Consider the following 25,068-nt stretch of genomic DNA (forward strand, 5'->3'; position numbering starts at 1 on the left):
CGCCCGCCAGCAGGAGGCGCTCGTCAGCGGGGAGGTCAAGCACGGCAACCGGTGGACGCGCGAGCTGACCGAACGCCTCGGCAAGGAGTTGCAACTCGACGACGACCATCGGGTGCTGGTCACCGCCTCGGGGACCGCCGCCCTGCGGATCATGGTGGCCGCCACCGTCGGGCCGGCCCGCCCCGGCGACGTGGCGGTGCTGCCGTCCTACACGTTCCCCGCGACCGCCGAGATCCTGGTCCAACTCGGATACACGCTGCGCTTCGTCGACGTGGACGCCGCGACCTGGACGATCGACCCCGTGGCTGTCGCCGCCGCGATCGCCCGGGGCGGCGTACGACTGGTGCTCTGCGTCGACACCTTCGGCAACCCGTGCGACTATCCGGCCCTGCGGGCGGTCTGCGACCCCGCCGGGGTGGCCCTGCTGGCCGACTCGGCCGCCGCCCTCGGCAGCCTGCACCAGGGGCGGCCGGTGGCACAGCAGGCGTTGTCGCACTCGTACTCGATGAGCTTCGCCAAGGTCGTGTCGGCCGGTGGCGCCGGCGGCGCGCTGGTGCTGCCCGCCGACGCCGCCGAGGCGGTCCTCGCCGCACCGGCCGGCTGGACCCGTTCCGAGCTGATGAACGAGCTGCACGCCGTCGTCGCGGTCGACCAGCTCGCGGAGCTGGACACGCTGGTCCGGTGCCGGGCCGAGGTGGCCGAGGTCTACGCCGCCGCCGCGTCCGCCCTGCCGGTGGAGGTCCAGCAGGTCCGCCCCGGGGACCGGCACTGCTGGGTGCACTGGGTGGCCCGCTTCGCCCGGCGCGACCGAGTGGCGACGCAGCTGGCCGCCCTCGGCGTACAGACCAAGCCCTACTTCGCGGCCGTCCACATTGGCCCGCTCGGCGGCGGTGAGCGCCTACCGGTGACCGAACGGCTGGACGCCGAGGCGCTGGCCCTGCCGATGTCCTCGGAAATCACTGTGGAACAGGCGGAACGGGTCGTCGCGGCGCTCCGCCGCTGCCTGGACTGAACCGGGCCGGGCGGTCAACCCGGAGCGCGGCGGCCGGTCACCAGCAGTTGCTTACCGGCGTCGGCGAGGACCGGATCGTCCCCCAGCCGTCGCTCCAGCGCCAGCAGCGCGTCCCGGTCGGCGGCCAGCCGTCCGGCGAGCCCGGCCCGCCCCACCGCGGCAGCGCTGACCAGCAGCCCGGCGCTGCGGATCTCGACCAGGCCGGCGGCGCGGAACGCGGCCTCCAGCCGGGCCCGGTCCAGCAGGTGCAGGTCGGCCGCGTGCCCCTCGGCAAGCCAGACACCCCGCCGACGGGTCAGCCGGTCCACCGCCTCGTCGTCCCGGCCCGCACCGACCAGCTCGAGGACCAGGCCCACCAGCGAGTCGACCAGCACGGCCAGCGCCCCGCCCGGGCGCAACCACCCGGCCAGGTGCCGGACCGCCCGCTCGGGATCGGCTGTGTACTGCAGGGAACCCATCGCCAGCACCGCGCCGGCCGTGGCCGGCAGCGTCACCTCCGTCATCGAGCCCTCGACCAGTGTGAAGCCGGAACCGGGCGGATGACGGCGCAGCTCGGCGACCATGCCCGGCGCCTGTTCGACGCCGGTCACCGGATGGCCGAGGTCGAGCAGCCGCCGCGCCCACCGACCCACGCCGCAACCGGCGTCCACCACCGGGGCGCCCGGCGGCAACAACGCCCGGACCCGCTCCCACGCCAGGTCGTCGTAGGCACGCCGGTGCGGCACCGCGAAATGCTCCTCGTAGCCGGGCGCCAGCGCGTCGTACAGCGGCTGGCTCGGGCGCATCGGCTCAGACAAGACTGCGCCGCCCCCGCAGCCACTGCCGGTCGGCCAGGTAGGTGCCCGGTCGCCAGCGCAGGTTGAGGCTGTAGTTGCTGCCGCAGCCGACGCACTCCTTGCGGAACAGCCGCGCGTGCTCGGCACGGTATTCCGGCGCGTCGATGATCTCGGCGATCGGGCGCTGCCGGACCGAGGCGGTCGGGTCGTGCGCCCAGCAGCCGCCGATCTCCCCCCGGGAGTGCACCATCAACTTGAGCTGCGACTCGGCGCAGGGCAGGTCGCGCTGGACGAGATCGTCGAAGTGCCCGCGCAGGTAACGCAGCTCCGAATAACGCGGCAACCACCGCCGGTCGGCCCGGGCCATCGTCTCCAGCTGGGCCATCGCCGCGTCGAGCCGGTCGCCGGCCACGTCGGTCTGGGTGGTGACCGCGTCGGTGCGGAACAGGAACGTCCGGTCGGTGACCAGGTTGAGATAGAGCGTCACACCCAGCTCCTGGGCCAGTGCCGCGATACCGGGCAGGCTGTCCACGTTGTCCCGCATGACGGTGAAGTTCATGCGTACCTTCAGACCGAGCCGGTCCCGGGCGGCGATCAGGTTCCGCAGGTGCCGGGTCGTCGTCTCGAAGGCACCGAGTCGCCCGCGAATCCGGTCGTGCACCAACGCCGTCGGGCCGTCGACGGAGACGTTGAAGCTGCGTACGCCCGCGGCGAGCACCTCGTCCAGAACGGGCGGGGTGAGGCGGATGCCGTTGGTGTTCAGATGCAGGTGGCGTACCCCCACCTCGCGGGCGTACGACATCAGGGTCACCGCGTCCGGCCGGATCAGCGGCTCGCCGCCGGTGAAGTTCACCTTGTGGATGCGCAGCGCGACCAGCTGACGCAGGACGTCGCGCCACTCGTCGGTGGAGAGTTCACCCTTGGTGTTCGTGGTCCAGCAGCCGCAGCTCGTGCAGCGCAGGTTGCAGTTGTCGGTGAGGAACAGCTCGGCGACCAGCGGCCGTACGTGCAGCCGGGGCGCGATCCGTTCCTTGACGGCGAGCCGGCCGAAGAACCAGGCGAGGCGGGCGGTGTCGGCGACAGTCACGGCAGTCTCCGGGCGAGGACGAAGAGGTTGGCCGAGCGGAACAGCCGACCGTCGAGGTGGATGCCGCGCTCCAGCAGGCGGCGCACCGGGCCGCCGGTGAGCAGCGCCGGGATCTGCAACCACCGCCAGAAGAGGTTGGCGCCGGTCACAGTGGTCGGGGTGAAGCCCGCCGTGCGCAGCAGCCGGAGCAGTTCTGCGGTGCGGTAGTTGGTGTGCCGGTCCCGGCCGACCGACATGTCGCCGCGCAGGTTGTCGGAGAGGTCGGCGAACCGGTTGTGCCACACCTGCGACCCGAACCGCCACGAGTAGATCCGGCGGTGCAGCCGCGGGAAGTCGAACTTGGCATTGTCCGGATCGAGGAAGGTGAAGACGTGCCGCCGGGGCACGGTGAGCACCAGCAGCCCACCGGGGGCGAGCACCCGGTGCGTCTCGGTCAGCAGCGCGATCTCGTCGGGCACGTGTTCCAGCACGTCGAGCAGGCTCACCGAGTCGAAGTGGCGGTCGGCGAACGGCAGCGGCTCGCCGACCCCGAGCCGGCGCAGCGGCAGATCCGGGTGGCGGGCCGCCAGCTCGGCGAGGTAACCCGGGTGCGGGTCGGCGCCCTCGCACGTCACGGTGCCGTGTTCGTGCAGCACGGCGAGGAAGTCTCCGGTGCCGCAGCCCAGGTCGAGGTGCCGGCCGGTGCGGCCGGACAGTGCGGCCCAGGCGAACGCGTACCGACGTAGCGGGTGGGTGGCGAAGGGCTGCACACCCGCCTGGCGTGTCGCCCCGTCGGCCCGGTTCATCGGACCAGCCGGGCGCAGAGCGCGTCCAGAGTGGCGGCCAGGCGTTCGCCGTCGACCGGGCCGGGCAACGGGCGGTCCGCGAGCAACCGGTGTTGCCGCTGCGGGTGCGCGGCCACCACGGCCGGCAGCTCGGCCACGTCCCACACCGCGACCACCCGGCCGGAGCGTTCCTCCTCGCGCAGGTAGTCGACCTGATGGTCGTTGCCCATCTCGCCCCGTGCCGCCTCCCGGGCCACCGCGACCGGCACCCGGCCGAGCCGCTGGACCAGCCGCACCGTGTTCCCGGCGTGGGTGATGACCACGTCGGCGTCGGTCAGCCGCCTCCGCAGGTCGTCCAGGGGCAGGAACGGGGCGTGCGGACACGGCGGGGTCACCGCCGACGTGCCGGTCTGGACGAACACCTCGTGCGCGGCACACAGCGGCGCGACACCCTCGATCAGGCGGTCGAACGGCCACGGACCCATGCCGACGGTGACCAGGAGGCGGGCCATGGCTAGTAGAGCTCTCCGATGAGGACCGCGCGGGGCCGGGACGCCAGCAGGGCGGGTCGCTGCACCAGCACGGCGGCGGCGAGGCGGGAGCAGAGCCGGGCGGCGGCTCCGGCGGGCCCGGTCATGTTGAACGTCTCCAGCCACAGCGACGGCACCCCGAGCAGGCGGGCGGCGAGGAAGACGCCGACGGCCACGCCGGTGCCGGCCGAGACCACCACGTCGGGTCGCTCCCGGCGCAGCAGCCGCAGGGCCCGCCAGGCCGCCGGCAGCACCCGCCACCGGGTGCGCGTCGACAGCTCGGGCTGCCAGTGCACCCGCTGCCCGGTCAGCGCCACCTCCGTGTCGGGGGCGCGGACCGCCACCCACACCGGGTCGTGTCGCTCCCACCACGGGCGGAGCGCGAGCAGGTCGAGCAGGACGCCGCCGCTGCTGGAGACGAGGAGGATCCGATACCGCCGGTCCGTCACTACTTCACGCTATCCCAGCGTCGCGGATCGCGATGCCCCGCTCCAGGCTGGACGGTCGCCCCCCGAGCACTCGGGTCAGCGGCCGTCCCGGGGAGCGAAGACCGTGAGGGCGTCGGCGTCGGAGTGGCGGGAGCGGACGTACTCGTCGGCCCAGGCCGCGGCGTCCGGAAACGTGGATTCGGCGGCGACCCGGGCGCAGGCGGCGTCCACGTCGAAGCGGGTCCGGCGCAACTGCACACCGGGGCCGAGCAGCGCCCACCAGGCGCCCGCGCCCCCGTACGGCATGCCGACACTGCCCGGGTTGACCACCAGGCGGCGGTCGACCAGCCGGCTGAACGGCATGTGCGTGTGCCCGCAGACCACCGCGCCGACCTCGGCCGGCAGGCCGGTGAAGACCTCGGCCCAGCGGTCGAGCCGCGAGTCGACGAGCACGACCTCCTCGTCGTCGCGTGGGGTCGCGTGGCAGAACAGCACCTCGCCCAGACCGGTGACCGGCAGCGTGACGGACGGCGGCAGCGCGGCCAGCCGGGCCACCTGGTCGTCGCGGAGCTGCCCGGCGGCCCAGTCCGAGACCTCGATCGAGGAGGACTTGCCGGCCCGCGCCTGCACCAGCTCCCGGTCGGCGTTCCCGCCGACCCAGCAGGCCCGGTCACCGAGCGCCGCCAGCCGGTCCAGCACCTCGACCGGCTGCGGACCGGCGGCCAGGTCACCGGTGAGGACGATCAGGTCGGCGGCGGCCACGTCCGGCTCGGCCAGGACTGCTTCCAGCGCGGGCAGCACACCGTGGATGTCGGAGAGGACGGCGACGTGATCAGGCATCGTCCCAGCCTGACGACACCGGCCCGGCCGGACCAAGCGATTCTGCGGCGGGCAGAGACGGCGCCGGCCCGGTCCCGCGCGGAGGCGGGCCGGGCCGGGGAAGCCGGTACGGAGGTCAGACCCGCGCGCGGCGGGCCAGTCGCTCCGGGTCGAGGATGATGATGCTCTTGCCGTCCAGCCGCAGCCAGCCGCGCGAGGCGAAGTCGGCCAGCGCCTTGTTGACGGTCTCCCGGGAGGCGCCGACGAGCTGGGCGATCTCCTCCTGGGTGAGGTCGTGCGTCACGCGCAGCACGCCGCCGTCGCGGGTGCCGAAGCGGCCGGCCATCTGGAGCAGGTTCTTGGCGACCCGGCCGGGCACGTCCGTGAAGATCAGGTCGGCGAGCGAGTCGTTGGTCCGGCGCAGCCGGCGGGCCAGCACCCGCAGCAACTGCTCGGCGATCTCGGGCCGGTTGTTCAGCCACGGCCGCAGCGCCTGCTTGCGCAGCCGGACCAGCCGGGTGTCGGTGACCGCCGTGGCGGTCGCCGTACGCGGACCGGGGTCGAAGAGCGACAGCTCGCCGACCATGTCCGACGGGCCCATCACGGCGATCAGGTTCTGCCGGCCGTCCGCCGCGCGGCGACCCACCTTGATCTTGCCGGACAGAAGGATGTAGAGACTGTCGCCGGGTTCGCCCTCGTTGAAGACGATTTCGCCCTTGCGGACCTCGATCGTCTCCATCTCCTTGGCGAGCGCCTCGGCAGCCTCCGGGTCGACACCCTGGAAGATCCCGCTGCGGGCCAGTACCTCGTCCATCGCGCACCTCCGCCTGCGCGTGCCGTCCGTCGGCCGGGTCCGCCGTCCGCTGATCCCTCGCGCGCCGCCAGTCTAGGCGCACATGAGTAGGAATCAGAGGTGCACCCCTGGAATCTTGATCGTTGGGCGTAACCCGCCCGACCCGGTGAGCAGCTAAGATCCCGCTTCCGGCCCGGCCCGGCGCCACCCGTTCCCTCCTGTGATCGTAGGGTGACCGGCGTGCTGTGTGAGCCGTTCCTGACCAGCCGGTCCGAATCCGGGTGGGACATCCCGATGCTGGCCTGGCGGGCCGAGGCGCCGCTGCTGGCGGTCGGCTCCGCGCCGCTGGGCGGGGGGATCGGCGTCCGCGGGTGGGTGCTGAACGCGACGGTGCCGATGTCGTACGACCGGGACGACCCCGCCGCGCACCTGGCCGAGCTGGCGCACGGCCTCGAACTGGACGGCCCCGGGGTCGGGCTGCTGACCGGCGTGGACGTGACCGAGGTGGTCCGCCGCACCGACGGCGGCGTCCGGGTCTGGGCGACGGTGGGCCTGGGCACGCCGGTGTGGGCCGCCGCGCCCGAGCCGGCGCCGCCCGCCGCGAGCGAACCGGCCCGGCCCGCGCAGCACGTCGGCACTGTCAACATCGTCGCGTACGTGCCGGTGCGGCTCGGCGACGCCGCCCTGGTCAACGCCGTGGCCACCGCCACCGAGGCGAAGGCGCAGGCGATCTGGGAACTGGGACTGCCGGCCACCGGCACCCCCACCGACGCGGTGACGGTGCTCTGCCCGGCCGACGGGGATCCGGCCCCGTACGGCGGTCCCCGGTCGGCCTGGGGCGCGCCGCTGGCCCGGGCCGTGCACGCCGCCGTCCGCTCCGGCGGCGCCGGGACCGTCGTGCCCTGGTCCGACCGGCGGGCGGGCTGACATGGACGGGTCATATCCGGCGCGCCGGGTTTTCCGACCGATCGGCCCTCGTCGCGGCGTCCCGGGGACGGTAGCGTCGCCGACGATGTACGCTCCCGCCCGTTCTGTGCCCCGTACCCTCCGCGCCGCCGTCGCCGGACCGCCCGCTGCCGTTCCCGGCCCGCGTCGCGCGGTGCCCGGTCGGCGCCTGGCCGCGTTCGCCGCGCTCGTCGCGGTCCTGTTCGTCGCCGGCTGCGGCGGGGACACCGGCGGGTCCGGCGGCGACCCCAGGTGGCAGGCGGGACAGGGCGGCGGATCGACCGGCTCGGCCGGGCCCCAGACAGGTGACCAGCCGGCGGCGCCGGACGCGTCGAAGGAACCGTCGATCTCGCTCACCGCGACCGGTGACGTGATCATGGGCAACGCGCCGGACCGGCTGCCGCCCAACGGCGGCAAGGGCTTCTTCGACGACGTCAAGTCGGCGCTCAAGGGCGACCTGGTGATGGGCAACCTGGAGGAGCCGCTCACCGACGACACCGGCGCCGGCAAGTGCGGCCCGGAGCCGAAGAACTGCTATCAGTTCCGCGCGCCGCCCGGTTACGCCGCGCACCTGCGTTCGGCCGGGTTCCAGCTGCTCAACCAGGCCAACAACCACGGCTACGACTACGGCCGCCAGGGCTACGAGAACACCCAGTCGGCGCTGGAGGCGCACGGGCTCAAGCACACCGGTGCGCCGGGCGAGATCACCGTGGTGGACGTCAAGGGCATCAAGGTCGCCGTGGTGGGCTTCTCGTCGTACCCCTGGTCCAACAGCCTGGTCGACCTGAACGCCGCCAAGCAGGTGGTCGAGATGGCCAAGGAGTCCGCCCAGATCGTGGTGGTGCAGGTACACATGGGCGCCGAGGGCGCCGACAAGACCCGGGTGAAGCCGGGTACCGAGATGTTCTTCGGCGAGAACCGCGGTGACCCGGTCCGCTTCTCCCGGACCGTCATCGACGCCGGCGCCGACCTGGTCATCGGGCACGGCCCGCACGTGCTGCGCGGGATGGAGTTCTACAAGGGGCGGCTGATCGCGTACAGCCTCGGCAACTTCGCCGGTGGCGGCAAGTCGCTGAACAGCTCGGGCCGGCTCGGCTGGGGCGGCGTGCTCAAGGTGTCGCTCACCGCCGAGGGGAAGTTCGCCGGCGGCACGTTCACCTCCACGGTGATGAACGGCGTGGGCCGTCCGTCGGTCGACCGGCAGGACCGCGGCCTCGGACTGGTCCGCGAGCTGAACCGGGCGGACTTCCCGGACACCGGCGCGAAGCTCGACGGGACCGGCAAGATCACCGCACCGGCGGGTGGCTGAGCGCACCCGGCCGCGCCGAGCCGCCGGAGCGTCGGCCCCGCGACGTAGGCTGGCCGACGTGACCACGCGCTCCCCCGAGACCGACCTCGGCCGTACGCGCCGCGCCCGGCGCATCGGCCGCGTGCTGACCGAGACGCACCCCGACGCGCACTGTGAACTCGACCACTCCAACGCGCTGGAGCTCGCAGTGGCGACGATCCTGTCCGCCCAGTGCACCGACAAGAAGGTCAACGAGGTCACGCCGAAGCTGTTCGCCCGCTACCGCACCGCCGCCGACTACGCCGGGGCGGACCGCGCCGAGCTGGAGGAGATGATCCGGCCCACCGGGTTCTACCGCAACAAGACCAGCTCCCTGATCAACCTCGGGCGGGCGCTCTGCGAGCGGTACGACGGCGAGGTGCCCGGCCGGCTGGCCGACCTGGTGACCCTGCCGGGGATCGGCCGCAAGACCGCCAACGTCATCCTCGGCAACGCCTTCGGCGTCCCCGGCATCACCGTCGACACCCACTTCCAGCGGCTGGTGCAGCGGTGGCAGCTCACCACCGAGACCGACCCGGTCAAGATCGAGCACGCGATCGGCGCGCTCTACCCCAAGCGCGACTGGACGATGCTGTCGCACCGGGTGATCTTCCACGGCCGCCGGGTCTGCCACGCCCGCAAGCCCGCCTGCGGTGCGTGCACGCTGGCGAAGCTGTGCCCCGCGTACGGCACCGGGCCGACCGAGCCGGCCGCCGCGGCCAAGCTGCTCAAGGGGCCCCGCGCCCGTGACCTGGCGGTGGCCGTCGGCCTCGATCCCGACCTGGTGCCGCAGCAGGCGGCCGCGGCGGACGTGCCGTGATGCGCCGGCTCGCGTTCCTGCTCGCCCCGCTGCTGCTGGCGGCGGCGGGCTGCACCGCCACGGCCGAGCAGCCGGAACGCCCCGCGCCGGCGACCCGGGCCGAGCGTCCCTCGCCGTTCGCCGACTGCACCCCGCTGACGGTCGCGCCCGCCTCGGCGTCCCCGGCGCCGGTCGGCAAGGCCGGGGACCAGCTACCCGACCTGACGCTCAACTGCTTCACCGGCGGCACGCCGGTAAGTCTGCGCGACGTCAAGGGTCCGGCGGTGATCAACGTGTGGGCGTCCTGGTGCCCGCCGTGCCGCAAGGAACTGCCCGCCTTCCAGCGGCTCAGCGAGCGGGCCGACGGCCGGTTCCAGGTGATCGGCGTGAACAGCCGGGACAGCCGCGGCGGCGCGCAGTCCATCGGCGAGGACTACGGCGTCGACTTCCCGATGCTGCTCGACCAGGGCGACGCGTTCCAGCGTGCGCTCGAACGCAACGCGTTCCCGCTGACGGTGCTGGTCGACGCCGACGGGCGGATCCGGCACACCGACGCGACCGGCGCGCTCGACGACGCCCGCCTCGCCGCGCTGCTCCAGCGCCACCTCGGGGTGCGGGTATGACCCGACGGCCACCCGGGTGGTTCGACCCGCTGCTGGGCCGGCTCGGCACCGCGCGGGCGGAGGACTTCACCCGCATCGTCACGCCGGAGAGCGGCGGCCGGGAGAGCGCCGTGCTGGTGCTGCTCGGCGAGGAGCCCGGCGCCGGGCCGGACGTGCTCGTGCTCCAGCGCGCCGCGACGCTGCGCAACCACGCCGGGCAGCCGGCCTTCCCGGGCGGGGCGGCCGACCCGGAGGACGCGGACGCCCGCGCCACCGCGCTGCGCGAGGCGAACGAGGAGGTCGGCCTCGACCCGGGCAGCGTGACGGTGCTGGCCGAGCTGCCCCGGCTCTGGATCCCGGTCAGCGACTTCGTGGTCACTCCGGTGCTCGCCTGGTGGCACGACCCGCACCCGGTGCACCCGCGCGAGCCGGCCGAGGTCGCGCACGTGGCCCGGCTGCCGGTCAGCGAGCTGGTCGACCCGGACAACCGCATGCGGGTACGCCACCCGAGCGGCTGGATCGGTCCCGCCTTCTCCGCACGTGGCATGCTCGTCTGGGGCTTCACCGCGGGCGTGATCGACCGGCTGCTGGAGATGGGCGGCTGGTCCCGGCCCTGGCCGCACTCGCGCGTGGTGGACCTGCCGCCGGTGGACGCCACGCCCGCTCCGTCGGCGGGCACCGAGGCGGCCGACGAGAGCCCGGTGCGGTGATCACCCGTACGCATCCCCGGGTCACGTTCCGCGAGCGCTGAGCCGACCGCGGGCCCGGTGCCCGTACCCTTGGGGCGTGTCCGCCGTGGATCTCGTCCTTCTTCTGCTCATGCTCGTGTTCGCGATCAGCGGATACCGTCAGGGCTTCGTCATCGGGGCCCTGTCGTTCTCCGGCTTCTTCCTGGGCGCGCTGCTCGGCCTCCAGGTCGGGCCGCTGATCGCGCAGCAGTTCACGACGAGCGGCACGCGCGTGCTGATCTCCCTGGTGGCGATCTTCGGGCTCGCGGTGCTGGGGCAGGCGCTGGCCGGCTGGCTCGGCTCCAATCTCCGGGCCGCCATCACCGGGCCGGCCGGGCGGAAGATCGACGACGTCGGCGGCGCGTTCATCTCGGTCGTCGCGGTGATGCTCGTGGCGTGGCTGGTCGCCGTGCCGCTCGGCTCCTCCTCGGTGCCGTGGCTGGCCTCCTCGGTGCGCAACAGCGCGCTGCTCACCGTCGTCGACCAGGTGCTGCCGGACAGGGCGCAGGACCTGTCCACGGCACTGCGCGACACGGTCGACACAAACGGCTTCCCGGACGTGTTCGGCGACCTCGCGCCGACCCGGGCCCGGCAGGTCGCGCCGCCCGACCCGGCGCTGGCCAACTCCCAGGTGGTGCAGAACAGCAGGCGGTCGGTGGTGAAGGTGCTCGGCTCCGCGCCGAGCTGCTCGCGGCGCATCGAGGGCTCCGGCTTCGTGTACGCCGACGACCGGGTGATGACCAACGCGCACGTGGTGGCCGGCACCCGCTCGGTGGCCGTGGAACTGCGCGGCGAGCGGTACGACGGCGAGGTGGTGGTCTACGACCCGGACCGGGATCTCGCGGTGCTCTACGTACCCGGGCTGCCCGGACCGTCGCTGCGCTTCGCCGCCGGTCCGGCCGCGACCGGCGCGGACGCGATCGTGCTCGGGTTCCCGCTCGACGGCCCGTACGACGCCCGCCCGGCCCGGATCCGGGACGTCGACCGGATCACCGGCCCGGACATCTACTCGACCGGCGACGTCAACCGGGAGATCTACACGATCCGGGCGCTGGTGCGCAGCGGCAACTCCGGCGGCCCGCTGGTCTCCTCGAACGGCCTGGTGCTCGGCGTGATCTTCGCGGCGGCGGCGGACGACCCGAACACCGGCTTCGCGGTGACCGCCGCCGAGGCGCGACCGGTGGCGCTCGCGGGCGCGGAGCGTACCCGGGGAGTGGCCACCGGCGACTGCACCTGAGTCGGCCGGCGGCGCTCAGCCACCCGCCGGTGCTCGCGCCGGTGCCGCCTCGTCGCCGGAGCGGGACAGCGTCAGCCGGGCACGGCCCCAGGTGAGCGTGCGGTCCAGTATCGCCCGCGCCATGATCGCCACGCAGGCGCCGCCGTTGAGGAACGAGGCGACCACGTCGCTGGGGTGGTGCATGCCCCGGTACATCCGGGTGAGCGCCACACCGATCGGCACCAGCACCAGCAGCGTCCACCAGCCGACCTTGGCCGGGGTGCTGCGCGCCCGCAGCGCCAGCAGCACCGCGAAACCGACGTAGAGCGCGGTCGCCGCCGAGGTGTGCCCGGACGGGAAGCTGGACGTGGGCGGGGAGGCGTCCATGTGCGCGACGGCCGGACGGTTCCGGTCGATGGCCATGGTGGTGAACAGGAAGATCAGTGCCTGCGCTGTCACCGCCGCGCACAGGAACAGCGGTTCCCGCCAGCGGTGCAGCACCAGCCGCAGGACCAGCGCCGCCAGTACCGTCACCACCACGATCATCTGGGTGCTGGCGAGCGTGCTGAACACCAGTGAGACGTCGTTCCAACCCGGCGTCCGGTCGCCGGCCAGCTCCCGGTTGACCGTGTCCTCCACGGTGAACGGCCAGGTGCGGGCCAGCACCCGGGTCACCAGCAGGCCCAGGCCCACCATCAGTGCGAAGAGCAGAGCCAGCGGCAGCAGGACACGCCGGGTGACTCGGATCACGACATCGGACATGGGCTCGCCTGTACCCCGGCGGAGGTCCGGCTACGCCCGGCCGCCCTCCGGCCGCCGGTCGGCCAGCTCCGGCTCGACCCCCTCCCGGAGCGGGTGGGCGGACGGCCGCCCGGATCCGCTGCGCCAGGTGGCGAAGGCGGCCGAGGTCGCGGCCACCACCGCCACCCCGAGCACCCAGCCGCCCACCACGTCGCTGGTCCAGTGCACGCCGAGCGTGATCCGGCTGAGCCCGGTCACCACAGTGACCAGCAGGGCGGCGGTCCACAGCGCGGTCCGGCCCCGGCGGCTGTCCCGCACGAACGGCAGGAACACCAGCAGCAGCACACCCGCCGCCAGGGTCGCGTTGAGCGCGTGACCGGACGGGAAGGAGTAGCCGGCGGCCCGGGCCACCGGGTCCAGCAGATCCGGCCGGTCCCGGCCGACGAGCAGCTTGAGCAGCGCGCCGAGCAGCCCGCCGGCGACCATGGTGACCACCACCCAGACCGCGAGGCGGGGCGCGCCGCGCCGGACCAGCCACACCACCACCACGACCGCGGCCACCCGCAGCGGGCCGGGCCCGAACACGTGCGTCCAGACCGTCATCACAGCGGCCCAGGCGGGATGGTCCTGCGCGTACCCGTGGAACGCGTCGGTGATCGAGGCGTCCAGCCGCAGCAGCGGCGGCCAGGCGCCGAGCACCAGCAGCGCGAGCAGGGCGAACGGCACCAGCACCAGGAACGCCGCGAGCACGGTCAGGCTGAGCCGCAGGCCCAGCGAGTGCTCGGGGTCGAGGCGGCGGCTCCGCCACGACCGGTGCGTGACCGTCGCCCCGGTGGTCTCCATGGGGCTTCCCCTACCCATCCAGGGGCGGGATCAGACCGGTTCAGCGACGGGTCTGCCGGAACCGGCGAACCATCAACGCGGTGCCGGTGACGAGCGCGACGAACAGGGCCAGTCCGGTCCAGAGCCGCTCCGGCGCGGAGACGTCCGTCTGGCCCGCCGGCCGGGCGTTCCAGGCCTCCGTCGTACGCCCGAGCGGGTCGCCACCCCGGCCCGCCGCGGCGGCCCGGGTGTCCCGCCCGTCGCCGGGCGCCGGACCGAAGCCCACCACGCCGGGGGAGGCGTTGTCGTCGAGCGGGTTGTGACCCACCGACGGCACGTCGGCGGTGAGCGCGGCCACCGGGTCGACCAGGCCGTAGCCGAACCGGTCGTCCCGGCCCGTCGGGCCGAGATCCCGGGCGGTGGCGATCAGCCGGTTCACCACGTCCCCGGCCGACATCTTCGGATAACGCGCGCGGACCAGGGCGGCGGTCGCGGCGACGAGCGGTGCGGCGAAGCTCGTCCCCTGCACCCGCCAGTAGCCCTCCGGCCGGGCGCCGTAGAGCCCGGTGGCCGGGGCGCTGAGCACCGTCTCGTGACCCGTGATCGAGCCGGACCAGAGGTTCTCGCTGGTCCGCTCCAGCCCGGCGACCGCGAGCACACCCGGCTCCCGGGCCGGGTACCAGACCTCGGTGGTCGTCGAGGTGGCCAGGTTGCCGGTGCAGGCGACCACCACCACGTCCCGGGCGAACGCGTAGTCCAGCGCCGCGGCCAGGGCCGGGTTGTCGCTGCTGCCGCCGAGCGACAGGTTGACCACCTGGGCGCCGTTGTCGACGGCCCAGCGCACCGCCTTGGCGATGACCAGCGCGTCGTCGTAGCGGTTCTCGGCGTCGAGGACCCGGACCGGAAGGATCTTGGCGTCCGGCGCCAGCCCCACCACGCCCCGGTCGTCGTCGGCCCGCCCGGCGATCAGCCCGGCCACCGTGGTGCCGTGCCCCACCGGGTCCGGGCCGTCCGAGCCGTCCGGCGTCACCAGATCCAGGCCGGGCAGCACCTGGCCGGCCAGGTCGGGATGGGTGCCGTCCACACCGGAGTCGATCACCGCGACCACCACGCCACGCCCGGTCGAGGTGCGCCACGCGGTCTTCGCCCGCAACTCCTCCAGCTGCCACTGCTCGTCGCGCACCTGGTCGGTGCGCAGCAGGCGGTCGGGGCTCACCCACGGCCGCGCCACTGTGGCCGGGGCGGCAGGTGCGGCATGGGCCGGCGGTGTCAGCGGACCGGCCACGGCGACCAGCGCCGACACGGCGGCGAGCAACGCGCGTCCGGCGAGACGCCGGGGCGGCCCACCGGGCGGTCCCTGCCGATCCCCTGTCACATTCCCCAGCCGTTCGGTCGCGTCAGACACATGCTGCACGGAGATTACCGGTTGTCCCGACCGTCACGGGGCAACTCCGCGAGGCGGATCACCCGGGCGGGAGATGCGCCAGTTGCACCAGGCGCACCCCCTCCCGGCGGGTGACCAGACGCGCCCGCCCCGGGGGCAGCGGCCCCGCCTTGACCTGACCGACGAGCGCACCCTCCTCCGGCCCGCCCGACATCACCAGCCCGGCCGTGGACAGCTCGCGCAGCCGCTGCACGATCGGCTCGTACGCGGTCCGCCCGGCGCCGCCGGTACGCCGGGCCAGCACCAGGTGCAGCCCCACGTCCCGCGCGTGCGGCAGGTGTTCCTCCAGCGCCCGCAACGGGTTCGTCGGCCCGCCGGCCACCAGGTCGTAGTCGTCCACGAGCACGAACAGCTCCGGCCCCTTCCACCACGACCGGCTGCGCAGCTGCGCCGGGGTCACCTCCGGGCCCGGCTGCCGCCCGTGGAGATAGCCGGCGGCCGACTCGATCAGCTCGGCGGTGTGCGGCGCGGCGGTACCGTACCCGATCAGGTGCGGGGTCTCGATCACGCCCATCAGGCTGCGCCGGTAGTCCACAAGCATCACCCGGGCCTGCTCCGGGGTGAACCGGTTGACGATCGAGGTGGCCAGCGCGCGCAGGAACGACGACTTGCCGCACTCGGCGTCGCCGAAGACCACGAAGTTCGGCTCGGTGGCGAAGTCCAGCACCACCTGGGACAGGTCCGCCTCGGCCACGCCGATCGGGAACGCCAGCCCGCTCGTCGCGCTCTGGTCCAGCTCGGCGTACGGCAGCACCGGCGGAAGCAACCGCACCCGGGGCGCGGACGGACCGGTCCACGCGCCTGCCACCGCCTTCACCAGATCGGCGGTCTCCGCGCCGAGCGCCTCGACACGGGGTTCGGCGGTGAGGAAGTGCAGCCCGCCCGCCGTGATGCCGCGTCCCGGACGCTCCTCCGGCACGGTGGCCGCCAGCGCCCGCTTGACCACCACCGAGTCGGCCGGGTCGCCGAGGCGCAACTCCAGCCGGGAGCCGAACAGGTCGCGGATCGCCGGCCGGAAGTCCGACCAGCGCAGGGCGCTCGCCACCACGTGCACCCCGTACGCCAGGCCCCGGGTGGCGAGTTCGGTGACAAGTGGTTCCAGGTCCTCGTACTCGCCGCGCAACGTGTTCCAGCCGTCCACCACCAGGAACACGTCCCCGAACGGGTCCGGCGCGCCCGCCGCCCGCCGCCGTCGCCACGCGGCCATCGACTCCACACCGGCCTCGGCGAAACGCCGTTCCCGCTCGGCCAGCAGCCCGGCGACCTCGCCGACGGTACGGCGTACGGCGGTGCCGTCGGTCCGTCCGCTGACGCCGCCCACGTGCGGCAGGTCGCGCAGCGTGCCGAGCGTCCCGCTGCCGAAGTCGAGGCAGTAGACCTGCACCTCGGCCGGGGTGTGGGTGAGCGCGAGCGCACAGACCAGCGTGCGCAAGAGACCGGACCGGCCGCTGCGGGTGGTGCCGACCACCGCGACGTGCCCGGCCGCGCCGTCCAGCGCCAGCCAGAGCAGGTCACGCCGCTGCTCGAACGGCTTGTCCACCACGGCCACCGGCACCTGGAGCGCCCCGTGCAGCTCCGGATTCGCGACTGTGAGCCCGCGTACCGGGTCGGCGCCGACCGGACCGAGCAGCTCGTCCAGGGCGGGCGAGGCGTCCAGCGGCGGCAGCCACACCTGGTGCGCCGGCGGGCCCTGCCCGGCCAGCCGGTCCACGAGCAGGTCGAGGAGCGTCTCGCCGCCGTCGTCCTCGGCGGGCGGCGCGACGGGCTCGGGCGGCTCGGGCACCGGGACCAGGTGGGTGGAGAACGTGAGCACGCGTGCCTCACCGGTGCCGGACGCGCCCACCGCACCGCCGCGGCGGCGGACCGCGCCGGAGACGTACGCGGTCCTGAACCGGACCAGCGGGTCGGTGCCCGAGCGCAGGTAACCGTGCCCCGGGCTGCGCGGCAACTCGTACGCGTCCGGCACGCCCAGCACCGTCCGGGACTCCAGCGCCGAGAACGTCCGCAACCCGATCCGGTACGACAGGTGCGTGTCCAGCCCGCGCAGCCGCCCCTCCTCAAGGCGCTGGCTGGCGAGCAGCAGGTGCACGCCGAGCGACCGGCCCAGCCGCCCGATCTGCACGAACAGGTCGATGAAGTCGGGCTTGGCCGACAGCAGCTCGGAGAACTCGTCGCAGATCAGCAGCAGCGACGGCAGCGGGGCCAGCGGCGAGCCGGCCGCCCGGGCCCGCTCGTAGTCGCGCACGCTCGCGAAGTTGCCGGCCCGGCGCAGCAGCTCCTGCCGGCGCATCAGCTCCCCGTTGATCGCGTCGACCATGCGGTCCACCAGCGGCAGCGCGTCGGCCAGGTTGGTGATCACGGCTGCGGTGTGCGGCAGCCGCTCGAACGGCGCGAACGTGGCGCCGCCCTTGAAGTCGACGAGCACGAAGTTGAGCTGCTCCGAGCTGTGTGTGGCGGCCAGCCCGAGCACCAGCGTGCGCAGCAGCTCCGACTTGCCCGAGCCGGTCGCGCCGATCAGCAGGCCGTGCGGGCCCATGCCGTCCTGCGCCGACTCCTTCAGGTCGAGGTCGATCGCCCCGCCGTCGGCGCCCACCCCGATCGGCACCCGCAGCCGGTCCCGCGCGGCCCGGGGTGCCCAGCCCTGCTCGGCGGTGAAGCTCTCCGGGTCGCCCAGCCCGAGCAGCTCGGGCAGGCCCAGCTCGGCGCCGGGCGGCGCGTCCGGTCCGCGTACCGTGCCGGCGAGCCGTAGGGGCGCGAGCCGCCGGGCCACCGCCTCGGCGTCGGCGGGCGCCAGCGCGTCGGCGGCGCCCACCTCGGCGTGCCCCTCCGCGGAGTGCGAGTGCAGCCGGCCGTCGACCAGGTCGAGCAGGAGCGCGTACCGGTCGAGCAGCCGGGGCGGCGGGGTGTCCAGGTCGAGCACGGTGACCGCGTCGACGCCGCCGTCACCGGCCAGGTCGGTCGCGCCGGTCAGATCACCGCCGTCGAGCACCACCACGACATGCGGCCCGTCGGTCGCCGTGCCGTGCGGGCTGAACCGGGACCGGGCGCCGAGCACGTCGTCGAGCAGCCGTTCCAGGTCGGCGGCGGAACTGGTGACCAGCCGCACCGGGCCCAGCGCGTCGGTGCGCGCCGGATGGTGGGCGTGCGGCAGCCACTTCACCCACTCCCAGACCGTCCGGCGTTCCGGCCCGGCGCAGACCGCGATCAGCAGCTCGTCCGGCGCGTGGAAGACGGCGAGCTGGGTGAGCACCGCCCGGGCCAGCGCCTGCGTGGCGGGCGAGCCGGCACCGCGTACCGGGCCGGCCGGGCCGCGCACGAAGACCCGGGCGAAACTGCGCAGCGACAACGCCACCGGCAGGTCCGGCACCACCGAGTACGCGTCCAGGAAGCGCCGCAGCGCCCCGGCCGTCATCGGTTCCAGCTCCTCCAGCGGGCGGGTGACCGGCGGGACCAGCGGGGTGGCCAGCGTCTGCGGCCCCACACCGACCCGCACCACGGCGAAGTCCGGGTCACCCGGCCGGCGTTCCCAGACCCGGTGGCTGTCGACAGTCGACCAGAGCCGCCCCGGCTCGGGATGGCGGTAGGACAACCCGGCCCGCTGGGCCCCGGCGGTCTCCCGCACCCGGCGGCGCAGCGTGGCCAGGTGCCGCAGGTACTCCCGGCGGGCGGCCATCAGCTCGGACTTCTTCGGCCCGGCGCTGCCCCAGGTGGTCACCAGCATCGCCAGCGAGGAGAGGCCGAACATGCCGCCCACCACGTACGAGTACGCCCCGCCGCCGCGGCCGAACATCATCGCCATGGCCACCGTCCCGCCGAGCATCGGCAACACCATCAGCGCCTGCTGCCAGCGCCCACCGGCCGCCGCGGGGATCTCCGGCGGCGCCTCGACGGGCAGCTCACCGACCGGGATCTCCGGGGCCGGGCGGCGTGGCGGCCGCTTGATGACGACAGTGGACACTCAACCCTCCCGAAAGTGGCTCTGGGTAACCCGAGCCTGGCTCATCGTAGGTAAAGTCCTCTCGTCCGTCAGCCCACTGTTCCCGCTCGATATGGAGATACCTCGATGACAAGCGGGCTCGCCCGGGTCACCATCAGCGCGCCCAGGCGGCGGGTCGACGTGGCCCTGCCGGAACAGGTGCCCCTGGCCGAGCTGCTGCCCGAGGTGCTCCGGCACGCCGGTGAGGGACTGGCCGACGACGGGGAACGGCACGGCGGATGGGTGCTGCGCCGGACCGACGGCGCGGTGCTCGTCACCGCCCAGGCGCTGCTGCCGCAGGGCGTCCGCGACGGCGAGGTGCTGCACCTCGTGCCGGCCCGCGCCCAGTGGCCCGAGCTGGAGTACGACGACGTGGTCGAGGCGATCGTGGACGGCGCCCGGCGCCGGGGCGCCGCCTGGTCCGGCCACGCCACCCGGGCCGCCGCGCTAGCCGGCGCCGCCGTACCCCTGGCCGTCGGGCTGGTCGCCGTGGCCGCCGCCGGGCCGGGCGCGCGCGGCTGGCCGGTCGCCGCGGCGGTCGCCCTGATCCTGGTGCTCACCGCCACCGCGGCGTCCCGGGCGTACGGGGACGGCCCGGTCGGCGCAACGCTCGGCGGGTACGCGCTGCCCTGGGCCGCCGTGACCGGGGCGCTGGCTGTCGCCTCCGGCGATCCGGTCGGCCCGATCCCCGGCCTGCGCTGGGTGGGTGCCCCCGAACTGCTCGTCGGCTCGGTGGCGCTGCTGCTGGCGGCGGTGCTCGGCCTGCTCGGCGTGGCCAGCCGGTCCCGCGTCTTCGTGGCCGGAGTGACGGTCGGCGTGGCAGGCGTGGCAGCAGCGCTCGGCGGGCTGCTGCTCGACCCGGACGGCACCGCCGCCGTCCTGCTCGCCGTGCTGGTGTTCGCGCTCGGCGGGCTGCCGCTGCTGGCGATCCGGGTCGGCAAGCTGCCGCTGCCGCCGCTCACCCTGCCCAGCCCGGCCGGCACCCGGGACCTGCCGGACCGCGGCCGGGTGCACGCGGCTGTCGCCCGCGCCGAGGAGGTGCTCACCGGGATGCTGCTCGGCCACGCGGTGCTGGCCGTCGGCGCGGTCGCGGTGCTCGTCTCCGTCGGCCGGCCCGCCGGACTGCTGCTCGCCGCCGTCGCCTGCGGGGTGCTGCTGCTGCGCTCCCGCCTGTTCGTGGCGGTACGGCACCGGGTGCCCGCGGTCGTCGCCGGGCTGGCCGGGTTCGCGCTGCTCGGCGTGGTGCTGGCCGACCGGGCCGGTCCGGGTGGCCGGCTCGCGCTGACGGTGGGCGGGCTGGCCCTGGCCCTGACGGCGGTCACCGCCGGCGCCACGTACGCCCGGCGCCCGGTCTCCCCGTACCTCGGCCGGCTGGCCGACCTGACCGACACCGCGCTCGTGGTCGCGGTCGTGCCGGTGGCCTGCGCGGTGCTCGGCCTCTACGACCGGGCCCGCGACCTGCTCGCATGAACACGCGGAGGCCGGGTCGCGAAGCACGACCCGGGCCTGCGGCAGGCGTGAGCGTCAGTGCAGCGTCTCGCCGCGCTCCTCGGCCTCCTTGGCGCGCCGGTACGAGGCGACGATCTCCGCCTCGGCCTCGACCCGGCCGACCCAGGTCGCGCCCTCGACCGACTTGCCCGGCTCCAGGTCCTTGTAGACCTCGAAGAAGTGCTGGATCTCCAGCCGGTCGAACTCGCCCAGGTGGTGGATGTCGCGCAGGTGCTCCTGACGGGGGTCCTCGTAGGGAACGCAGAGGACCTTGTCGTCGCCGCCCTTCTCGTCCGTCATCCGGAACATGCCGATGGTGCGGCAGCGGATCAGGCAGCCCGGGAACGTCGGCTCCGGCACCAGCACCAGCGCGTCCAGCGGGTCGCCGTCCTCGCCCAGGGTGCCCTCGATGAACCCGTAGTCGGCCGGGTACTGCGTGGAGGTGAAGAGGGTGCGGTCCAGCCGGATGCGGCCGGTCGCGTGGTCTACCTCGTACTTGTTGCGGTGACCCTTCGGGATCTCAACCGTGACGTCGAAATCCATCTTCCACGCTCCCTCGTTTGCCCACGCTGGCTAACGGAAACCAGCGGCTCACCCCCGGCGCGGGGTGAACGCCCCCCGTCGGCTCCGGCCGCCGCATAGTGTTCGGACCGAAGTAGTGTCGCCCAAGGCGATTTCGAGCGGGGAGGAGGGGGCCGTGGGGAGGGAAGATTCACACTACCGCCCCGAGAGGGTTGACGGGCGCGGGTCCGCCGGTTCCGGCCCCGGCGGGGCCACCGGGCGGGTGTCCGTCCCGGGGGCGAACGTCCCTCATCGTCCGGCTCCGGCCACCGGGTCCGCCCGCGTCGGCCCGCCGCACCACGGCTCCGGCCCGGCGAGCGGCTCGGCCCGCGTCGGGCCGCCGCACGAGCCGACGGCTGCGCTGAACCGGCCCGGCGCGCCGGATCCGATCCCGGTCAGCCCGCCGGTCCCGCCGGCCGGCGCCGCGCCGCCCGTACCCTCCGGGCCGCCCCCGGCTCGGCCGCGACGTCGCATGCGGCTCGTCGCGGCGCTCGCCTCCGTGCTCGTGCTGGCCCTGGCGGTGGCCGGGCTCGCGGTGCTGCGCCCCGGCCCGGTCGCCGGGTGGCTGGGCGACGACGACAGCACGGGTACGGCGGTCGCCGCGCCGCCCGAGCCCTCCCCGCAGGCCGTGCTTGCCGGGCCGGACGGCAACGCCCCGCTGCCCACCGGGGCCGGCATCCGCTCCGCCCTGGACCCGCTGGTCCGGGCCGCCGCGCTCGGCGACCGGGTGCATGTGTCGGTGGCCGACGTGAGCACGGGCCAGGCGCTCTACGGCAGCGGCCAGGACACCCCCACCGTGCCCGCCTCGGTGACCAAGCTGGCGACCGGCGTGGCGGTGCTCGCGGCGCGCGGCCCGGCCTACCGGATCCCGACCCGCGCGGTGGCCGGTGCGAACCCGGGCGAGGTGGTCCTGGTCGGCGGCGGCGACCCCACGCTCGCCGTGGACAAGAACGGCTTCTACCCCGGCGCGGCCCGGCTGGACGACCTCGCCGCCCAGGTGCGCGACGCGCTCGGCGGCACCGCCCCGACCAAGGTGATCGTCGACTCGTCGCTGTTCAGCGGCCCGGTCTTCGAGCCCGGCTGGGATGCCGACATCCCCACCGGCGGCTTCGGCGCGGCGATCACCGCGTTGATGACCGACGGCGCCCGGAAGAACGCGGCGGAGGCGCGGCGCACCGCCGAGCAGACCAATCACGCCGCCGAGCGGGTGCCGCAGCCCGACCTGACCGCCGGCCGGCAGTTCGCCAAGCTGCTCGGCCTGACCGGCGGTGCCGCCCAGGTGAGCCGGGGCACCGCGCCGGCCGCGTCCGGCGCCACGGGTACGGCCCCCGGCGCCGAACTCGGCACTGTCGAGTCCCTGCCGATGATCCGGCTGGTCGACATCATGATCAGCGACAGCGACAACGTGATCGCCGAGGCGATGGCCCGCCAGGTGGCGCTCGCCAAGGGCAAGCCCGGCTCGTTCGTCGGCGGCGCGGCCGCCACCGACCAGGTGCTCGGCGAACTGGGCCTGCCCGCCGGCGAGATCAGCCTGGCCGACGGCAGCGGGCTGTCCCGCACCAACCGGATCAGCCCTTCGCTGCTCACCGACCTGATCACGCTCGCCGGCAACGGCAGCCACCCCGAACTCGCGGCGATCTTCGGCGGCCTGCCGGTCGGCGGCTGGTCCGGCACGCTCGACGAGCGCTACCGGGCGGCGGCGACAAGCGCCGGCGCGGGCGTCGTCCGGGCCAAGACCGGCACGTTGAGCGGCGTCAACGCGATCGCCGGCACGGTGACCACAGCCGACGGCCGGCTGCTCACCTTCGCCGTGCTCACCGACCGGACCCAGGGCTCGCTGGACGAGACCCGGGCGGCCCTGGACCGGATCACCTCCGCGCTCGCCGGGTGCGGCTGCCGCTGACCGACGGGCGTCGATCGGCGGGCGCGAGCCCGGGTGGGGGTGTTCCGGCGCGGGTACGGTGGGTTCATGGCGCAGTTCGTGGACTGGGATCTGGCCGCCGCTACCGCGGGGGCGCTGAGCAAGTCGGGCCCCCGGGTGTCGTACGCCGAGGCCACCGACGTGGTCGGCGACCTGCGCCGGCTGACCGACGAGGCAGCCGGTCACGTCGCCGACTACACCGGCCTGCGGGCGCAGGTCGCACACCCGCCGGTACGCGTGGTCGACCGCCGGGACTGGGCGGCGGCCAACATCGCCGGCCTGCGTGAGGTGGTCTCGCCGCTTGTCGAGCGCCTCTCCGGCGACAAGCGGCCCGGTGCCCTCACCGAGGCGATCGGCTCCCGGGTGACCGGTGTGCAGGCCGGCACCGTGCTGGCGTACCTCTCCGGCCGCGTGCTCGGCCAGTACGAGGTCTTCGCCGGCGACCCCGGCCAACTGCTGCTGGTGGCGCCGAACATCCTCGAGGTCGAACGGAAGCTCGGCGCCGACTCGCGCGACTTCCGGCTCTGGGTGTGCCTGCACGAGGTCACCCACCGCACCCAGTTCACCGCCGTGCCGTGGATGCGCGCGTACTTCCTCGGCGAGGTGCAGGCGTTCGTGGACGCCTCCCAGGGCGGCGAGCACCTGCTGGAGCGGCTGCGCCGCGGCGTGGCCACGCTCTCCGACGCGGTGAAGGACCCGGAGAGCCGGGCCAGCGTGCTGGACATCGTGCAGACCCCGGCCCAGCGTGCGGTGCTGGACCGGCTGACCGCGCTGATGACGCTGCTGGAGGGCCACGCCGAGTTTGTGATGGACGGCGTGGGCCCGCAGGTCATCCCCAGCGTCGAATCGATCCGGGCGGCGTTCAACCGGCGCCGCGAGTCCGGCAACCCGCTGGAGAAGGCGATCCGGCGGCTGCTCGGCATCGAGGTCAAGATGCGCCAGTACGCCGAGGGCCGCAAGTTCGTGCACGGCGTGGTCGACCGGGTGGGGATGGCGGGCTTCAACAAGATCTTCTCGTCCCCGCTGACGCTGCCCCGCCTGGACGAGCTGGGCGACCCGGACGCCTGGGTGTCCCGCGTACACGGGCCCGCCGGTGCCACCCCGCCCGTCGGCTGATCCGCCCGGCTCGGCTGGTTCGGCTGGCTCGGCAGCTCCGGTCGGCCCGGCCGGTTCCGGCGGCTGGGCTGATTCCGGCACCCGGTCGCGCCGCTCTCCGTCGCCCGATCCCGCCGTCGCCGCCGTCCGGCTCGCCGTCCGCCGGGTGCTGACCGGCCTGCCGGGCACCGGCCCGGTGCTGGTGGGCTGCTCCGGCGGGGCCGACTCGCTCGCGCTCGCCGCCGCCACCGCGTTCGTGGCCCCCCGGCTCGGACGCCCGGCCGGCCTGGTGACCGTCGACCACGGCCTGCAGGCCGGGTCCGCCGGACGGGCCGAGGCGGTCGCCGGCTGGGCCCGCGCCCAAGGGCTCGACCCGGTCGAGGTGCTTCCGGTACGGGTGGACGGCCGGCCCGGTGGCCCGGAGGCGGCCGCCCGCGAGGCCCGGTACGAGGCGCTGATTGCCGCCGCCAACCGGTACGACGCAGCCGGGGTGCTGCTCGGGCACACGCGCGACGACCAGGCCGAGACCGTCCTGCTGGCGCTGGCCCGGGGCGCCGGACCGCGCGGGCTGTCCGGGATGCCGGAGCGGCGCGACGTCGACGGGGTGCCCCTGTTGCGGCCGCTGCTCGACGTTCCGCGCGCCGACACCCGGGCTGCCTGCGCCGCGCTCGGACTCGATCCGTGGGCGGACCCGCACAACGCCGATCCCGCGTACGCCCGGGCGCGGGTCCGGGCCGACGCGCTGCCGGCACTCGTCGACGCGCTGGGGCCGGGGGTGGTGGCGAACCTCGCCCGCACCGCCGGGCTGCTCGCGGCCGACAACGCCGCGCTCGACGCGCTCGCCGACGCCGCGCTCGCGGAGGTCCGGATTGCTGACGGCGGGCTGTCCGTCGCCGGGCTCGGCGAGTTGCCTGCCGCCGTCCGTACCCGGGTGCTGCACACCTGGGCCCGCGAGCTGGGCGCCGCGCCGGCCGCGCTGTCCCACAGGCACGTGGCGGCACTGGACGCCCTGGTCACGGCGTGGCGCGGACAGGGCCCGGTGTACCTACCCGGCGGTCACCAGGTACGCCGCCAGGCCGGCCACCTCCTGCCCTGGCTCGGCGCGGGCTGACCCCCGCCCTCGCCCGGTGATCAAGGACTTTCGGTCACGTTCCGGCCCTCCCCAGCCCTCAAACTCCTTGATCGACGGGGCGG

Annotated in this window: 23 protein-coding genes; 11 read left to right on the plus strand and 12 right to left on the minus strand. The window is 74.7% G+C overall.

What is annotated here, in order from left to right; genetic code table 11:
- A partial coding sequence (locus F8279_RS20130; RefSeq protein WP_151500757.1) for an aminotransferase class I/II-fold pyridoxal phosphate-dependent enzyme occupies positions 1-1,012 on the plus strand: 1,012 nt, incomplete at its 5' end.
- Between the two features lie 14 nt (positions 1,013-1,026).
- Here F8279_RS20130 and F8279_RS20135 read toward each other — a convergent pair.
- From F8279_RS20135 to F8279_RS20160, 7 genes are all read right to left on the minus strand, one after another.
- The gene (locus F8279_RS20135) at positions 1,027-1,797 is read right to left on the minus strand and encodes a bifunctional 2-polyprenyl-6-hydroxyphenol methylase/3-demethylubiquinol 3-O-methyltransferase UbiG (protein ID WP_151500758.1); all 771 of its coding nucleotides are present in this window, start codon (positions 1,795-1,797) and stop codon (positions 1,027-1,029) included.
- 4 nt (positions 1,798-1,801) lie between these two features.
- A complete protein-coding gene (locus F8279_RS20140) occupies positions 1,802-2,875 on the minus strand; it encodes a radical SAM protein (RefSeq protein ID WP_192580729.1) in 1,074 nt (357 codons plus the stop codon).
- On the minus strand, positions 2,872-3,660 hold the full coding sequence (locus F8279_RS20145) for a bifunctional 2-polyprenyl-6-hydroxyphenol methylase/3-demethylubiquinol 3-O-methyltransferase UbiG (RefSeq protein ID WP_192580730.1): 789 nt from the start codon (positions 3,658-3,660) through the stop codon (positions 2,872-2,874). Before F8279_RS20145 ends, F8279_RS20140 begins: the two co-directional genes overlap by 4 nt.
- Positions 3,657-4,151 carry a hypothetical protein gene (locus F8279_RS30895; protein WP_091425790.1) on the minus strand — a complete coding sequence of 165 codons (495 nt, stop codon included), beginning with the start codon at positions 4,149-4,151 and terminating at the stop codon, positions 3,657-3,659. Before F8279_RS30895 ends, F8279_RS20145 begins: the two co-directional genes overlap by 4 nt.
- 2 nt (positions 4,152-4,153) lie before the next feature.
- Positions 4,154-4,618 carry a glycosyltransferase gene (locus F8279_RS20150; RefSeq protein ID WP_151500761.1) on the minus strand — a complete coding sequence of 155 codons (465 nt, stop codon included), beginning with the start codon at positions 4,616-4,618 and terminating at the stop codon, positions 4,154-4,156.
- Between the two features lie 75 nt (positions 4,619-4,693).
- Positions 4,694-5,437, minus strand: coding sequence for a metallophosphoesterase (locus F8279_RS20155; protein ID WP_151500762.1), 744 nt, complete (start codon positions 5,435-5,437; stop codon positions 4,694-4,696).
- Positions 5,438-5,552: 115 nt separating this feature from the next.
- Positions 5,553-6,230 carry a Crp/Fnr family transcriptional regulator gene (locus F8279_RS20160; RefSeq protein WP_007466162.1) on the minus strand — a complete coding sequence of 226 codons (678 nt, stop codon included), beginning with the start codon at positions 6,228-6,230 and terminating at the stop codon, positions 5,553-5,555.
- 219 nt (positions 6,231-6,449) lie between these two features.
- Between F8279_RS20160 and F8279_RS20165 the strand changes: the two genes are divergently transcribed.
- From F8279_RS20165 to F8279_RS20190, 6 genes are all read left to right on the plus strand, one after another.
- Positions 6,450-7,136, plus strand: a complete 687-nt coding sequence (locus tag F8279_RS20165; protein ID WP_091426060.1) for an adenosylcobinamide amidohydrolase — start codon at positions 6,450-6,452, stop codon at positions 7,134-7,136.
- A gap of 106 nt (positions 7,137-7,242) precedes the next feature.
- Positions 7,243-8,463 carry a CapA family protein gene (locus tag F8279_RS20170; RefSeq protein ID WP_225853341.1) on the plus strand — a complete coding sequence of 407 codons (1,221 nt, stop codon included), beginning with the start codon at positions 7,243-7,245 and terminating at the stop codon, positions 8,461-8,463.
- 58 nt (positions 8,464-8,521) lie between these two features.
- Entirely contained in the window at positions 8,522-9,301 is a 780-nt protein-coding gene (gene nth, locus F8279_RS20175; RefSeq protein WP_091425783.1) for an endonuclease III, read from the plus strand.
- Positions 9,298-9,903 (plus strand): TlpA disulfide reductase family protein, encoded by a 606-nt coding sequence (locus tag F8279_RS20180; protein ID WP_192580731.1) that lies wholly within the window; start codon positions 9,298-9,300, stop codon positions 9,901-9,903. The genes nth and F8279_RS20180 overlap by 4 nt, the downstream gene beginning before the upstream one ends.
- Positions 9,900-10,592, plus strand: coding sequence for a CoA pyrophosphatase (locus F8279_RS20185; protein WP_091425777.1), 693 nt, complete (start codon positions 9,900-9,902; stop codon positions 10,590-10,592). Before F8279_RS20180 ends, F8279_RS20185 begins: the two co-directional genes overlap by 4 nt.
- Before the next feature lie 76 nt (positions 10,593-10,668).
- Entirely contained in the window at positions 10,669-11,847 is a 1,179-nt protein-coding gene (locus F8279_RS20190) for a MarP family serine protease (protein ID WP_091425775.1), read from the plus strand.
- A 15-nt stretch (positions 11,848-11,862) separates the two neighbouring features.
- Here the strand turns inward: F8279_RS20190 and F8279_RS20195 are convergent, their stop codons facing one another.
- The 4 genes from F8279_RS20195 to eccCa all read right to left on the minus strand — a co-directional run bounded on the left by F8279_RS20195 (position 11,863) and on the right by eccCa (position 18,791).
- Positions 11,863-12,588 carry a phosphatase PAP2 family protein gene (locus F8279_RS20195; RefSeq protein ID WP_151500764.1) on the minus strand — a complete coding sequence of 242 codons (726 nt, stop codon included), beginning with the start codon at positions 12,586-12,588 and terminating at the stop codon, positions 11,863-11,865.
- Positions 12,589-12,618: 30 nt separating this feature from the next.
- Positions 12,619-13,410: a phosphatase PAP2 family protein gene (locus F8279_RS20200; protein ID WP_151500765.1), complete on the minus strand. Its 792-nt coding sequence runs from the start codon at positions 13,408-13,410 to the stop codon at positions 12,619-12,621.
- A 40-nt stretch (positions 13,411-13,450) separates the two neighbouring features.
- Positions 13,451-14,764 carry a type VII secretion-associated serine protease mycosin gene (gene mycP, locus F8279_RS20205; RefSeq protein WP_192580732.1) on the minus strand — a complete coding sequence of 438 codons (1,314 nt, stop codon included), beginning with the start codon at positions 14,762-14,764 and terminating at the stop codon, positions 13,451-13,453.
- Between the two features lie 88 nt (positions 14,765-14,852).
- Entirely contained in the window at positions 14,853-18,791 is a 3,939-nt protein-coding gene (eccCa, locus tag F8279_RS20210) for a type VII secretion protein EccCa (RefSeq protein WP_151500766.1), read from the minus strand.
- 105 nt (positions 18,792-18,896) lie between these two features.
- On the opposite strand from eccCa, the gene eccD reads away from it, so the two are divergent.
- On the plus strand, positions 18,897-20,279 hold the full coding sequence (gene eccD / locus F8279_RS20215; RefSeq protein ID WP_151500767.1) for a type VII secretion integral membrane protein EccD: 1,383 nt from the start codon (positions 18,897-18,899) through the stop codon (positions 20,277-20,279).
- Between the two features lie 54 nt (positions 20,280-20,333).
- Here eccD and F8279_RS20220 read toward each other — a convergent pair whose 3' ends face one another.
- Positions 20,334-20,840 carry an inorganic diphosphatase gene (locus tag F8279_RS20220; protein ID WP_091425759.1) on the minus strand — a complete coding sequence of 169 codons (507 nt, stop codon included), beginning with the start codon at positions 20,838-20,840 and terminating at the stop codon, positions 20,334-20,336.
- Positions 20,841-21,330: 490 nt separating this feature from the next.
- On the opposite strand from F8279_RS20220, the gene dacB reads away from it, so the two are divergent.
- The 3 genes from dacB (at position 21,331) to tilS (ending at position 24,985) form a co-directional block, all read left to right on the plus strand.
- Positions 21,331-22,761, plus strand: coding sequence for a D-alanyl-D-alanine carboxypeptidase/D-alanyl-D-alanine-endopeptidase (gene dacB, locus F8279_RS20225; protein ID WP_175438839.1), 1,431 nt, complete (start codon positions 21,331-21,333; stop codon positions 22,759-22,761).
- A 66-nt stretch (positions 22,762-22,827) separates the two neighbouring features.
- Complete coding sequence (locus F8279_RS20230; protein WP_091426057.1) at positions 22,828-23,895, plus strand: zinc-dependent metalloprotease; 1,068 nt, start codon at positions 22,828-22,830, stop codon at positions 23,893-23,895.
- A 145-nt stretch (positions 23,896-24,040) separates the two neighbouring features.
- Positions 24,041-24,985: a tRNA lysidine(34) synthetase TilS gene (tilS, locus tag F8279_RS20235; protein ID WP_151500768.1), complete on the plus strand. Its 945-nt coding sequence runs from the start codon at positions 24,041-24,043 to the stop codon at positions 24,983-24,985.
- Positions 24,986-25,068 lie beyond the last annotated feature (83 nt).

This window comes from Micromonospora sp. AMSO1212t (genome assembly GCF_008868145.1).
GTDB classification, from domain to species: domain Bacteria; phylum Actinomycetota; class Actinomycetes; order Mycobacteriales; family Micromonosporaceae; genus Micromonospora; species Micromonospora tulbaghiae.